This window comes from Undibacterium sp., assembly GCF_030683615.1.
Taxonomy (GTDB): domain Bacteria; phylum Pseudomonadota; class Gammaproteobacteria; order Burkholderiales; family Burkholderiaceae_D; genus Undibacterium; species Undibacterium umbellatum.
Genome location: NZ_JAUXQE010000042.1, coordinates 1 through 13,273, shown reverse-complemented (window position 1 = coordinate 13,273; position 13,273 = coordinate 1). Strand labels below are relative to the sequence as shown.

Annotated in this window: 16 protein-coding genes; all 16 read right to left on the bottom strand. The window is 54.4% G+C overall.

The annotated features are described in order from the left end of the window. Nucleotides 1-12: 12 nt before the first annotated feature. The 16 genes from Q8K39_RS23215 to Q8K39_RS23140 all read right to left on the bottom strand — a co-directional run bounded on the left by Q8K39_RS23215 (nt 13) and on the right by Q8K39_RS23140 (nt 13,082). Nucleotides 13-327 carry a phage tail assembly protein gene (locus tag Q8K39_RS23215; protein WP_305263533.1) on the bottom strand — a complete coding sequence of 105 codons (315 nt, stop codon included), beginning with the start codon at nt 325-327 and terminating at the stop codon, nt 13-15. A 63-nt stretch (nt 328-390) separates the two neighbouring features. Further along, on the bottom strand, nt 391-900 hold the full coding sequence (locus Q8K39_RS23210) for a phage major tail tube protein (protein WP_186957101.1): 510 nt from the start codon (nt 898-900) through the stop codon (nt 391-393). Nucleotides 901-1,051: 151 nt separating this feature from the next. Next, nucleotides 1,052-2,227 (bottom strand): phage tail sheath protein, encoded by a 1,176-nt coding sequence (locus Q8K39_RS23205; RefSeq protein ID WP_305263532.1) that lies wholly within the window; start codon nt 2,225-2,227, stop codon nt 1,052-1,054. Nucleotides 2,228-2,257: 30 nt separating this feature from the next. Then, a complete protein-coding gene (locus Q8K39_RS23200; protein WP_305263531.1) occupies nt 2,258-2,923 on the bottom strand; it encodes a hypothetical protein in 666 nt (221 codons plus the stop codon). Nucleotides 2,924-2,934: 11 nt separating this feature from the next. Next, nucleotides 2,935-4,065: a hypothetical protein gene (locus Q8K39_RS23195; protein WP_305263530.1), complete on the bottom strand. Its 1,131-nt coding sequence runs from the start codon at nt 4,063-4,065 to the stop codon at nt 2,935-2,937. A 1-nt stretch (nt 4,066) separates the two neighbouring features. Continuing rightward, on the bottom strand, nt 4,067-4,288 hold the full coding sequence (locus Q8K39_RS23190; protein ID WP_305263529.1) for a hypothetical protein: 222 nt from the start codon (nt 4,286-4,288) through the stop codon (nt 4,067-4,069). Nucleotides 4,289-4,296: 8 nt separating this feature from the next. After that, a complete protein-coding gene (locus tag Q8K39_RS23185; RefSeq protein WP_305263528.1) occupies nt 4,297-7,491 on the bottom strand; it encodes a DUF4815 domain-containing protein in 3,195 nt (1,064 codons plus the stop codon). An 11-nt stretch (nt 7,492-7,502) separates the two neighbouring features. Then, complete coding sequence (locus Q8K39_RS23180) at nt 7,503-8,000, bottom strand: hypothetical protein (RefSeq protein ID WP_305263527.1); 498 nt, start codon at nt 7,998-8,000, stop codon at nt 7,503-7,505. 12 nt (nt 8,001-8,012) lie between these two features. Then, nucleotides 8,013-8,945, bottom strand: a complete 933-nt coding sequence (locus tag Q8K39_RS23175) for a phage tail protein (protein ID WP_305263526.1) — start codon at nt 8,943-8,945, stop codon at nt 8,013-8,015. Further along, the gene (locus tag Q8K39_RS23170; protein WP_305263525.1) at nt 8,942-9,799 is read right to left on the bottom strand and encodes a baseplate J/gp47 family protein; all 858 of its coding nucleotides are present in this window, start codon (nt 9,797-9,799) and stop codon (nt 8,942-8,944) included. The genes Q8K39_RS23175 and Q8K39_RS23170 overlap by 4 nt, the downstream gene beginning before the upstream one ends. After that, a complete protein-coding gene (locus tag Q8K39_RS23165) occupies nt 9,796-10,134 on the bottom strand; it encodes a GPW/gp25 family protein (RefSeq protein WP_305263524.1) in 339 nt (112 codons plus the stop codon). The genes Q8K39_RS23170 and Q8K39_RS23165 overlap by 4 nt, the downstream gene beginning before the upstream one ends. A gap of 18 nt (nt 10,135-10,152) precedes the next feature. Continuing rightward, nucleotides 10,153-10,422 carry a PAAR domain-containing protein gene (locus Q8K39_RS23160; protein ID WP_305263523.1) on the bottom strand — a complete coding sequence of 90 codons (270 nt, stop codon included), beginning with the start codon at nt 10,420-10,422 and terminating at the stop codon, nt 10,153-10,155. Continuing rightward, a complete protein-coding gene (locus Q8K39_RS23155) occupies nt 10,419-10,889 on the bottom strand; it encodes a phage baseplate assembly protein V (protein ID WP_305263522.1) in 471 nt (156 codons plus the stop codon). The genes Q8K39_RS23160 and Q8K39_RS23155 overlap by 4 nt, the downstream gene beginning before the upstream one ends. A 169-nt stretch (nt 10,890-11,058) precedes the next feature. Then, a complete protein-coding gene (locus Q8K39_RS23150) occupies nt 11,059-11,673 on the bottom strand; it encodes a hypothetical protein (RefSeq protein WP_305263521.1) in 615 nt (204 codons plus the stop codon). Nucleotides 11,674-11,936: 263 nt separating this feature from the next. Continuing rightward, complete coding sequence (locus Q8K39_RS23145; RefSeq protein ID WP_305263520.1) at nt 11,937-12,677, bottom strand: hypothetical protein; 741 nt, start codon at nt 12,675-12,677, stop codon at nt 11,937-11,939. Nucleotides 12,678-12,833: 156 nt separating this feature from the next. Next, the gene (locus Q8K39_RS23140; RefSeq protein ID WP_305263519.1) at nt 12,834-13,082 is read right to left on the bottom strand and encodes a hypothetical protein; all 249 of its coding nucleotides are present in this window, start codon (nt 13,080-13,082) and stop codon (nt 12,834-12,836) included. Between the last annotated feature and the right edge of the window lie 191 nt (nt 13,083-13,273).

Below are 13,273 nucleotides of genomic sequence, written 5' to 3'. Positions count from 1 at the left end.
CCATGGCGTCTTCTATTCTTTCTGGAAGACCATGCGGTCCGCTTTCTTGACCAAAAAACCTGCTACTTCCATGCCGATATCCATCAAGTCAGCCGGGTCCAGGCTGGCAACATCTTGCGCCGTCAGGATGGGGGCGGTAATACGCGGCAAGACTTGTTGCAGGGCGACCACGTTCATATTGCCCAGGTCGATCAAGGACACGCCGCGCAGTTCGCCTGCCTTTGGTTTGCGCAGGGTGATGGTGGTAATTTCGGTGTCGCCACGTTTGAGTGGTTCATCCAGGGTGATGGTTTTGGATTTTGTGTTGTCTGTGCTTGGGGTAGTCATGGTTTTTACTTTCTAAATGATTGGGGTTTTACTACTGGTTAAATTGCTTGTTTTGCTACCTGCTTACATGCCAATGGCGGCGCGCAGTTCGGCGCGGCGGTCTATGCCACCGACGATTTCCACGCCGTTGATAAAGTCCAGCTCGATGATGTCTTCACCGTTGATCATCAGCTTGTAATAGCTGCAGGTGGTTTTGTACTTGTGTTCGCCCTTGTCGGCCATCTTGGCGCTGCCCATTTCGATTTCCTTATGACGTCCACGGACCACGATTTCCACGGCGTCCACCTGGGCGGTATCGTCATTCTGGTAAGCACCGGCAAAGCGCAATTGCACGGCGTTGTGGGTGACGGCACCGTATTGCAGCAAGGCGTCATACAGCAGGCCGCCTGCAGTCCAGTCGAGTTCGATTTTTTCATTGTGGTAGTCAATCTCGATAGGGCCGGACATGCCGCCTGCGATGTAGTCTTCCATCTTGCGGCTGAGTTTTGGCAAGGTCAGCTCAGGCACCAGGCCCAGATAGGACAGGCCGTCATTGAACAGGTTGAAATCTTTAAGCTTGCTGGGTAGTCCCATGGTGTACTCCTTTTTTATGAAACCTATGATTAAGCTACTGCGCGGCGCGATTTTGAGCCTGCGATGCTCACCGTACCTGCGTACGGTTGCGCTTCTTAACTCAAACTAGCGCCGCTCGCTACGCTTACTCATAGATTTCATGGGTTGATAATCAATTAGTGATTTGCTTGGCAAAGTCAGCCAGGTAACGGTCTGTGATGCGCTGTTGCAGTACCAGGTCTTCTACTGGTGGCACTGGCGTGTAGTCGTAATCAATCGTCAGTGAGCCGATTTTGAGACTGTCCTTGCTGTTGGCTGCTGGGTCGAACCAGGCTTTGCCGTCGATGATCAGCCCGGCCGTCTTCAAGGCGCGGAATTTGGCGTTGATGGATTCAATCAAGTCACGCACCAGGGATGGGTGCATGGGCTTGTCCACGTAGGTGAAATGCACCTCTGCAATGGTGTCAGCCAGCACTTGCGCGGTGCGGGTGTAGTTCTCGAAGAAAAAGAATTCTGCTTCCTCGGCCGTGCGGCTGCCCCAGAAGCGGTACCCGGTTTTATTAATCAGGGTGGTGACGCCTGCAGCGTTCAGGACGCCTGCATCTGTTGCCGATGATTGCAGATCCCAGAACACGTCGCGGGCAATGCCGGTCGGGCCATTCACTACGACATTGGATAAAGACTTATGCCAGCCTGTGTCATTGTCAATCTTGGCACGCAGGCCCAGGGCATAGGCGACAGCAGGTATTGAGGCATTGGCCTTGCTGACCGTGTCAAAGTGCACAAAGTCAGGCCAGATAATCATTACTTCACGTTGCCCGAAATGCTGGCGGTAAGCGATGGCGGCTTCCTTGGTCTGTGCGCCCCAGGCTGAGGCATACACAAAGGCGCGCAGCTTTTGGGCAACAGCGGCCAGCTCGGTGGTGACCGCTTGTGTATCGAGGCCAGGCGCGCCCAGGATGCGCGGTTTAATACCAAACTTGGTTTGTGCGGCCAGCAAGGCTTTAACGCCCGTATATTGGCCGCTTGGTGTGATTGTGCCTACTACGTTAGCGGTCTGGATGGCTTCGTCTTCGTCAGCATCCACGCGCACCACGATGGTGACAGGATTAGTCTGCAGGCTGATGGCGTTCAGTGCCTTAGCCAGCGTGCCGGTGCGGCCTGCCTTGGCAATGGCGGCCTGTACATTGGTAATCAGCACCGGCACGTTCAGGGGAAAGACCGTTGCATCTGCATCGTCAGCCGTGGCAACCAGGCCGATGACTGCAGTAGAAACGGTACGTATAGGGCGGGTGCCTTCGTTAATTTCGATGACGCGCACGCCGTGGTGATAGCTGGTTACGGGCATTATGGTTGCTCCTTTTGGTGGTTGGGAGGGTTAAGCAAGGATGGCTGCAGCACGGCCAGGCTGGATCAGCCCGGCGATTTCCAGCGCCTGCAGGCCGGGTGTGGCTTCTGCTGGTTTGATCCAGTCTGAGTTTTCCAGGCGCATTACCCAGGCCTTTAAGCTGGCGTTGGCGTCGGCAGCGGCCAGAATGGCGGCGGTTTCTTCCCTGGTGAAACGGTCAAGGAATTGCCCGCGTGTCAGGCGGTTGGGTGCGGGTACCGGGACATCTACCGACCAGGTGAAGGCCTGTACAGCATTGATATCTGTCAGGGCGTTGGCGGCCAGCTCGGCGGCGTTGCTGGATTGCCGTATTGCTTCACGCTCGGTAAGTACCTGGTCAATCTCGGCCAGACTGCCCCAGCCTGCGGCGTCACGTTCCTGGGCGCGTTGCAGCTTCCAGTCTGTGGCGGCAATCAGCCTGGCCGCTTCGTCTTTGATTTGGCTGCAGCGGGCAGCTTTGGCGGCCGCCAGCGCTGCGTCAGCGTTCAGGGTGATGGTGGTCTTGCCCTTGGCTACCTTGGCGGTGTAATGGGCCAGCAATGCCGGGTTAAAGCCCTCCGGCGCGGGTACCAGGCGCACGCCATCCCAGGCGGCTTGCTGGTCGTTTTGTGTGTAGCCAGTGATTTGATTGGCTGCATCTAAAATCAGTTGTGTCATCGTGATGCTCCTTAAATAACCAGGTAACCCAGCGTCATGTAATAGCTGCCGGTGCTGGCGTCAGTGAAATAAAGCGGGCCGGTTTGGCTGCCTACTGCTTTGTGTGCGGTGGTCAGGGTGATATAGCCCGCCCCGTTGGCGGTCTGCAATGACTGGCTGCTGGTGCCGGTCAGATAGAAGTACGACGGGCCAGCGGCGCTATACGCGCCAGACATTGCCAGCATCAATATCTTGCCGCCTATGGCTGCGCCGCTTTGTGTTGTGCTGGCCGCATAGGTGCGCTGAAACACGGTCATTTTGTTGGTGAACAGCCATTGATACAGGGCGTTGGCCGTGGTGTTCAATGCTGTTGTGATGCCGGTATTGCCGTGCAAAGCGTTGCGCACACCGGCGTCACCAAAGAAAGCGCTTGCCAGCGTAGTTCGGCCTGCGCTGATTTCGCTCGATACAAAGTTCCAGGCATCCACCGAGGCAGCGGCATCAGCAAACAGAAACACCATGATGCTGGTCAGCTTGGTGTATAGCGCATTCATAGCCGCACTTGATTTCGCCAATTCGCGCAAGGCTGTGAGGCTGGCCCCTATGGCATCTTGTGCCGGTGAATTGGCCGCGATGGCATTGAGCCAGTTTGTACTTGCATAGATCAGCGTCATAGCGGCTTGGACGCTGGCAAACTTGTCCATGCTGGTGCGGCTGGATGTTGTCAATGTCAGGCAACCAGGTATTGCAGCGATATACGGCACCAGGTAGACGGCTTTACCTTGTATCCATGTTTGCATGACGCTGGATGCAAGAATATCTGTCCATGCCAGCGTGCTGCCCAGCAATTTGGGCCGTAGTAAATCGTCCTGCAGCGCCACTTGTATGGTGCGGGCTTCATCCGTGCAAAGCCGCTGCCAGGCGCTGCGGTGGGCCGCGTCGGCCAGCCAGGTGTCTATCTCTGCGCTGGTCATGGCATCAAACAGGGCCAGGGTATCGCGGCCAATCAATGGGGCGTTGATGACCTTATCTAATGCCCCGAACAAGGCACCATTGATTACCATGGCGTTGGTATTGGCTTGCGCCAGATCCACGCCTTGCAGCAAGGCACGGGCGCGGGCGATGTACTGGTCGCGGAAGTCGGCTAAGTTGGTCGAACTCATATCAGATCAATCCTGCATAGATAAGGGTGGTCAGGTCGTCAATCTGCGCTTGCAGGTTGGCGGTGGTGGTTTTGTCAGCCTTGGTACCCAAACCCACGGCCAGGGTGTTGATATCTGCATCTATTGCCGTGATGGTGTCGCGCAGGCGGTCCACTTCCTGCGCGCCGGGGTTTTGGATATGGGGCAAGTTGTATTGCCGGTTAGGGGTCTTTTGATCTTGCATGGCTACCCTCAGATGACAATCACGCGCAAGTTACGGTGACGCGGCCGGGCTGCTGTGTTGCCTGTCATTTCCAGCTTTGCCCGCAAGCGGTCGGCATTCACGCCGTTTAATTCATAGGTCAGCTCATGCCAGTCGGTCGCAATGTCCCTACTTGAAACGAAAACAGCAGGCGTATAGACCGGCGCGCCGCCTGCCTCTGGTGCCACGCTCACAGTCAGAGCTGATCCTGCGGGCAAATTGCTATCCACCACAATGCGGGCGCGGACGTTCTGGCCTGCAGGAACCAGCGGGCTGATATAGCTGCCCTGGTTGGATACCGTGCCAGCCAGCAGCGTGACGCCTGGGTGCAGCACCGGCGACAGGCTGGCCGTGCCGGTGAGTTTGGCCCGGACACTGAATTGCCCTGATGTTGGCGCTGCCAGGCGCACCGGCTGGCCGTCATCCAGATTCAGGACGCTGCCACCCGGTAAGGTGATTTGATATTCAACACGAGTCTGTGCGCTGGGCGCTTCTACCAGGCCCAGCAGCATTAAATCTGTGACGTTATTGAGATTAGTGCTACCCAGCTCTATGGTGCGGGTGGTGGCCGTGTATTCAGCCGCTACCAGCCTGAAGGCCAGGTCACGATCTTGATGCGGTGTCCAGGTAGTGGCGTTGCTCGATGACAGCAGCACACCAACGGTATAAGGCTGGCTGGTTACCCATTGGCCCTTATGCTCGTCATACTTGCCCAGCTCGGCAATGGCGGCGGCCGTGGTGGCATCGTCACACAAAATTACCAGGGCATAATCCACACCACCGCTCAGGGTGACTGGGTAATCAAAATTAATACGTGTCGCCTGGCCGTTGGTGTTAACGGTGGATGCAGCCAGGCGGGCTTGTACAATGACTTTCTGGTCAGGGATGCCCATACGGGTTTCCCGTATTTGCACGGCCAGCATAGAATTGCCCTTGGCCGTGAACCACAGATCAAGCCCGGCAATTTGTCGGTCAGTAGCCAGCGTAAAGGTTTGGGCCAGTGGATCCACCTTAAAAAAGCTTACCCAGCCTGATGTATGAACCGTGACCAGCTGGCGCACGTCCTGCGCTTCCAGGCCTATGCCGCTATAGATCGCCACACCATAGCTTCCGTGGCTGCCTACAAATTCCACGCGCTTACTGCCTGCTGGTACTTTGGCCGGAATCATAAACGTGCCGGTGATGCTGCCTGGTGTTGGCGCTGCCAGATTAGTGGGGACTACAGCGATACCATCAAAGCGCAAGGTTTGTATGGTTTCGCCTGCCTCGAAGCCTTTGATCGTAAATCCAACACTGATTTGCCTGATGAATTCAGCCGGTTTGCTGCTGTAGCTGATTTCGTTTGTCAGTACATTGATACGCTCATAGGCTTCGCCATCAGCCTGCACTAAGGAACGTTGCACAGTCCTGGTCTGATTCTCTGTGATGTTCTGCGTGACCGGGCTTAACCAGGTAGTGCTTAAGTCTGTCCAGCGATCTATTGCCGGGTTCAAGACCACATCAGATGGTAAAGGGTCAAACGCATCATAAGGATTGATACGCATGCTGCCAGTGCGCAAAGACTGCTCCAGCAGCGTGATGGTGGTGTAAGACAGCGTCAAAGGCGCAGCCATGTCAACAGACAGCAAATGCGGCTCTACTGCTACGGGCAAAGTCAGTTCACCACCAAAGATAGCACCAGTTTGTGTCAAGCCCTGGTCACGTACAGAATCAGACATGAAGGGGTCCACAAACAAGCCGCGCTTGGCAGTGGCATCACGTAATTGGGTACTGGATTCAAGCCGCTGCTGCGCCATTAATTCAGTCAGCAAGTCCATGCGCCTGGCGTATGCGGCCAGGGTATCCATGGGAACCACACGCACGCTGTCATTGTTGACGGTACGAGCACCGGTGCGCCAGTTTTGCACAACAGACGCCAGCGGCAAGAGGTTGGCCGGTACGCTTGGCGGCCTTGGGTTGCGGTCTGCGGCCACGCCTGGTAGCCAGACCAGCGCACCAGCACTGTCCATGCACAGGCGGTCTATGCGGGGCAGCATGCGGTTATAGCTCACAAGGATAGGCGTGCCAGCTACCGCACCAGTGACTGTAAAACCGTCCGCATCAAACGCCGTTGCTGGCACCGTGGCAAGGTATTGATAAGTCACTTTGTAAGTGGTGCCGGGTGCTGGCTCTGCGCCTGGTAGTGACCAGTCCATCTGCTGGGCGGTGAATTTCCAGTCAACATCCTTAAGGTATGTGGTTGAGCCTTGCTTCACTGACAGCACGGCCAATACAGATCCATCCTCAAGCGGGTCTTGTGCGCCTGTAAAACCGCCATGGGCCACATCTATGGTTTTTTGCGCGGTGATGGTCACGTGGGTGACATTCGCAGCCGGGCTGCGGTCAAAGTTCACGCGCTGGGCTGCTGGGCCAGTGGATTGGTGCGGCTCGTTCTCGATGTACCTAAAATCTGGCGTGGCTGCATAAACAAGGCGGCGACTTGTGGGCAGTTCAACAGCAAAGCCAAACACGCGGGCGCGGCCTTCACTGACGGTGTACACCTGTTCACCGCTCGGCAAATTGTCTGCAGCGGAAACGTTCAAACCGTTCACTACGTAATCACCGCCGGATGAATCACGGTCATAGCGTGCCAGGGCTTGCGTCACGCCATCGAGCTGGGGTGGTGGCTCTTTGCTGCGGACTGTGCCGTCTTCGACGGTATAGACTGGGTAAAAATCGCCTGGCTGGCCGTCACCGGCAAAGCCCCAGGCAAGCAGCTTTTGCAGGCGGCCTGCACCGGCTTTGTCAAAGCCACGGGTATTTTGTGCGCGGTTGCGGAGGGTTGGGTCTTCCAGCTCAGTGATGATATGCGGCTGCAGGTACACGCCCACGATGACGATACCGACCACGGCAATGGTCAGGGCTGCAGGCGCTATGCCACGTACTGCGCCATCCACATACAGCGCGCCAGATTCGCAAGTAGTCGCGCCGGTGGCGGCATTGACGACAATGCGAGCGTCACGAATAACCGCGCCGTCAGCCAGTAGCACATCAGCCACGCCTTTAACGCGGGCTTGCAGCAGGCTTTGTGTTTCGTTGAGTTCGTCTGACTGGATAACCTTGTCAGACCGATACAGCACGGTATCAAACTGCTTGGCCGGGTTGTGCCGGTTCAGGTAGCCGGGTAAGTTAATATTTTGATCCATAGATATCCTGCTTAGAAAGGCAACACGTAGCGATAGACTTGCTCAGTCGCGCCAGACCGTATCAGGCGCGGAATGTGGTCCAGCATGTACAGGCGGCCCGGTGCGGTGATTTGTGCCGGTGTGAAATAACGTTGCCCGGCTGGCAGGCCTGCGGCCACTTCGGTACCAACAAACAAGCCCAGCTCGCGGATGTCCTGGCCTGCGCCGTCGTCATAATCAAAGACAAATTCGACCAATACCCAGCGCGATGGTGTATTGCCGATGCGGTACAGGTCACCGCCTGGCACCCTGATAGTGTTCGGTGCGTTAGGGTCTGTCTCTGGCACCACGAATTGCTTTTGTGATGCCACGCGGCGGCCTATCTCATCCATCAGGCCAATGGCAGTGATGGGCTCGGATACCGGCGCGGCATCCCATGCCGCCAGGCCGTGGCCCCATGCCAGGTGCAGCGGGCGGTTTTTAAATTGTTCGGCCAGTTCGATGCGGCCTTGGTCTTGTAGGACTGCCATGTCAGTGCCTTTCTATGGATTTGAAATTAAGGGGTAGCAGACGGCCCAGCCGCTGGCCCATTGATCAGCCCAGCCATAAACAGGCAAAGCCGGGCTGCAAACTGTGCTTGCTGTGCCTGGTGCAATGGCGGTGATAGGTGCAGGCATGGCGCGCGCCATCAGAACGGCGCAATAGCTGGCGTGGTGATTGCCCAGCACAGGCAGTAATGCCAGTTGATTGACCACGCCGCTGGATAAGTCGCTGATGCTGACCACGCTGTTTAAGCTGATCTCGCTATCGAGTAGCCAGCTATCAAGCTGCATCATTGAATCGTCAACGATGGTGTTTAACTGGCGCGGCCGATGGGCTGCAATGGGTGCCAGTGTTGGCGGCGCATTGACTGCGGCTGTGTGCGTTTCACCGAAAGACAGCTTAACGCCAACAGTTGCAGGGTCACCAGACCAGATACCAGAATCATCATCAAACAAGCATTGATCAAAGCTGGTAGCGTCAAAGCGGCCAGCGCGCAAGTCAAGGCCGTGATACAGGCGATAAAAGCGGCTGTGTGCGGGTATTGATGCGTTCACTACCTGGCGTATACGTGCCAAGTCCAGCGCGGCCGCCGCGGTGCCTGGGTCGATGTGCACCAGGAATTCATCTTCTTCTATCGTGACCTGGTCATAGTCCAACCAGGACAAGGCGCGCACAACACTGGCGGCGCTGCCGCGTTCCAGCAGCCAGGGCAAGCCAGCGGCGATCAGCTCGGCATTGCTGGCGAAGTGCAGCGAGAATTGCGCCAGGTTCCATTCAGCGGCAAGCCAGGGCTGGAAGGCGGCAGGCATGCTGCTGGCGATATTGGCCGGTGCGTCTGCCGCCGCGTCCAGATCCGCACGCGGGGCAATGCGTACAAGATTGCGTTCCAGTTCGCTGGCGTTGGGGGGTAATAATAAGGCCAGGTCGGTCATGCAACACCGCCATCTGTCAGGGTGATGGCGCCAGCGACGGCGTATTCATCGGCAGCCAGCACGGTATTGCTGGCGGGCTGGCCTGCAATGGGAAATTCAACGCGGGCAATGCCCGGCTGTTGCAGTTGTGCGGTTACCCAGGACAGCGGCACGCTGCGGCCCAGGCTGGCATAAGTGGCAAGCGAAGCCATGAACGAGGCAGTAATTTTTGTGACGATATCGGCCGGGGCGCTGGCTTCGCGCCACAGTGTTGCGGTGACATTCAAGGCCACAGGGCGCGCCACGGCAACGGTTACAGACACACCCAGCGGACGGGCGTTGGGTGCGTTCATGGCGGCCAGCACGGCGGCGCTGGTGGCTTGCGCCTGGCTGGCGTCAATCAGCCACAGCACCACATTGACGGTGCCGGGTGCGCCGTTGTTCAACCCACTGGTGAGGTTGGCATCGCGCACATTGGCGCTGGCAGACAGGGCAAGCAAGCGGTATTGCTCTGCCGTGCCATTGCCAGCCAGGGCGGCAATGCGCAATTGAATGCGGTTGCGGTAGCGGTCGTCTGCTTCGCCTGGCATACGGGCCAAGTTGTAGAACGCGCCTTTGTGGTCCAGGTCTGTGCCGGTGGCAAAGGCCAGCAGGTTGGCGCGGGCTGCATCGTTGACGCGGCCACGCAAGAGCATTTCGCGGTAGGCAAACGCTTCTACCTGTTTGACCAGAGGTTCAGATGGCAAGGCCAGCACATTGGCGGCACTTGGCTGGCGTTGCAGCAAGTCTTGTTTGTGGACGGTGACCAGGGCTTCAAAGTCCAGCTCTTCAACGACTGCGGGCGGTGGCAGCGATTTAAGATCAATCATGCTCATGCTTTCACCGTGACAGGTAAAGACAGGCTAAACGCCTTTGAGGCGCGCACCAGTTGGCCTTTTAAATCAATGATGACCTTGCCGGGCTGGTCTGTGCGGTACAGCTTGACTTGCGTGAGCTTGATGCGGGGTTCCCACTTCAGCAGGGCTTCAGCCGTGGCGGCGTACAGGCGCACTTGTGTAGTGCCATTGTCTGGCTGGTCTATCAGTTCAAACAGCAAGCTGCCATAGTCACGGCGCATTACGCGGGTGCCTATGGGGGTGGTCAAAATATCGGCAATGCTCTGGCGCAAATGCGCCAGGCCTGCGATGCGTTCACCTGTTGAGAGATTCATGCCAGCCATTGCTTTGCCTTAATCCGGTATCAAAAACCAGCTACGGCCGGTGCTGGGGTGGGTGCAACTGGCGTGATGCCCGGCGCGGCATGCGGGGATGCCGTCCAATGTCATCCATGACGAACCCTCTACCATCACCGGGTTAGCGTGCGGTACCGGGCCGTGCGGGACAATGCGGTCACCCAACAGCACGACAGGCGCACCGTCAACCGCAAAGAAGTCTTGCCCACCAGCGCGGTGCGGGCCGCCTGCGCGGTCCAGGGCTTTTACAGCGATACCGTGGCTCATGATTTGACGCCCTCGAATTTAGGCGTGCGCAGGGTGACTCCATCGTTACGCAGTTCAAGCGTTGTATTGCCCACGACAAAACTAAACTTGCCTTCGGTTGGCAAAGTGATGATGTAGTGATGCTCGGCGTGGTTGTAATCAGCCGTCGCGCCGTCTGGGTACTCTGTGCGGGTGTTGTCCGGGTTGGTGTCTGGTGCGGGGTTGTGGTTGCTGGCAATGCCTGGCAAGACCACGCCGCCTGCGAATTCACCAGAGGGCGAAAGCAAAACGCATTGTTCGCCCACGGTGGGCGGGTTCCATGTCTTTGTTTTGCCAGCGCGTGCCGTTGCCATGGGCAAGAAGCAGGTTTTAATGTCGCCAATTTGCAGGCGCACATGTGGTACGCGGCCGTGCTTGACTTCGGCAATGGTGCCAAAGCGGACGAGATTTTGCAGGCGGCGGGAGAGGTCGGCAAGGGTGAATTCCATGCCGTCTATGGTGACGTGACTGGGCTAGCCAGTCACGCGGGGAGGGGTTGTTATGAGGCTTAGCAACTTACGGGCGTTTACGCGTGCGCGAGGGGTGTGAGATATTTTGAGTCAATTGCAACTCATGGACGCTTATGCAAGAGCGCGGCTACTGGCACACGCATAGACGTTACGGAGCCTTGCTAGATTGAAGACATTGTTGAATCATGGTTCTCTGCAAATTAATCTCCTCGGTGGCATTTGAAGTCTTATACGTAACGTTTATTATTTCGTTGACTTTTCCAAGTCCCATGACGTTGTCTATGAATTTTGATTGACCTATTGTACGGAGATCAGCAACTACTTCTGATGTCGGTATTCCTGCTCGTTTAGCGTTTGCAATGCTATTCGCAATTTCCAAATTCTTAAAGCACATTGGAACGGATTGCCCATTTACCCATTTAATATTCGTTTTTGATGTTTCCATACATTTGCTAAAAAGAAGGGCACCGAATAGAGCCGGTGATCTTATTTTTCCCTCATATAACAAATTCAAATCATCCTTCGCAATCTGACTCAAAAATACGTTGTTGTTGTTAACGGCATATTTTTCAAAATCACCCCCGAAGAGTTTTCTTTTTCCTAATTCAAGATAGATCAAATAACTGTCTGCGGTTTTAAGAGCTGCATGTCCATTTGTACTACAGTCGATGATTGGGGAACTGTTACTGGCATAGGTATTTAACGATGCACATATTAATGCAGCGAAGAGTGCGATCGAAATGCAGGGAGTTTTTTTAGTCATTATTTTCATTTTTTTAAATTGTGATTAATTGAGTTTGAAGCGCCTGTATAGCTACGAAAAGTGCAACATTATCGCACGCACGCCGAGACTGAGGAGTGTCAATAATCACCTGAAAACCATGCGTACGAATACGCAGGGCTATTCGCACCTACGTGTGCAATCAGTAGCCTTCTGGTGGCTGTTTTGAGTTAGGGCTATGCTGAACAAGTATCCGAATAACGACATTACCTTTGATAAGTCATTGATTCACAAAGAGGTAAAATTTACGAGCAGGACTTAATCAGCGTAGCCTTAGACCACGTCTCGTAAATGTCGCCGATTATGCAATCATCTAAGTGCCTCGTTGCATTTTTTAGTTCAAGTAGAGCATCTATTGCAAGAGAATAACTCCAACCTGGCGAGTTTAGAATTTCCCATGCCGATTGGTGATTTCCTTTTTCTAAAGCCAAATGAAAATCTTTAACCAAGTCGATTGAAATGTCCTGTCCTCTGGATCGACGTTCAAATCCAGAGTTATCATGTGTTGTACCTGGACGATTATCCGCCAAATATTTGGGGATACCAGGCTCGAAAATATCAAGCTTCCGCAATTCAAGAAGAGACTCCTTTTCGAAAGAAGAGGTGGCCTCAAAATCCCAGACTTTGCAAAGTCGATTGAAGTCTCCGACTATTTCTTCATCGTCAGGTTCTAGATAGTCTGTAGCTGACATCTTTACCAGATAGTAACCAAACTGATTTTCTGTCAGTCCTATTTCATATATTTCACCCGCTTCAATGTTGAAGTCTAAAAAACAAAATTCTTTTTGGAGAACGTTTTGCAGGTACAAACCCGTATATGAACGAGAACTATGTCCATTTCCAATCGGCACCAAAGCTGGCGGGAAACCCATCCCATCCCAAAAGGGAATATTTAAGCCAAGAATTGATGAGTAGTCGAGGCCTTCTTGTTGGAAGTCGACAATTCTGTGGCACCCTAATTTTTTAAGAATAGATTCATATGTCATATTTAATTTGGCTTCACCAAATAGCTCACGGTGCGATTACTCTAACGTAATCGCACGCATTTCTAGACTGAAAAATACTAATAACCGCCTCAAAATCATGCATGCGAATACGCAGGGCTTGTACCCACGTGGGCCAAATCCATTGAATCATGCAATTTAGAAAGGGATTCTTCCTTTTTTATTCAATGCTTTTACCCACCGTCTGTTGATGCCTTCTAAAGGCTCAACTTGGTCATCGATATATTCATCAACTGCGGTTTGTTCTTCTGGTGTCAGGTCAAGTACGGATGATATGCAGGAGCAAGAAACTAATTGACCAAGACAAAGCGGGCATCTTTCTTTGGTGCAGAAAATTTCATGGAGTTCACCTTGGTTGCATTGGCAGTCGGGGCAGATTGTTGTCATGGTATTTATTGTTTGGAAGTAGTGATTGCGTATTTTAGCCCGCGTGGGTGCGATTAGATTCTATGGTTTCCGTCAAGTTTTTATTGTGATCAGATCAGGATTAAAGTCGGTCTTGTTCTTGAACAAGGTAAAAGCGATCCGTAATATTTTACGGGCGATGATCATCATGGTGGCCGTTGATGGCCAACCAA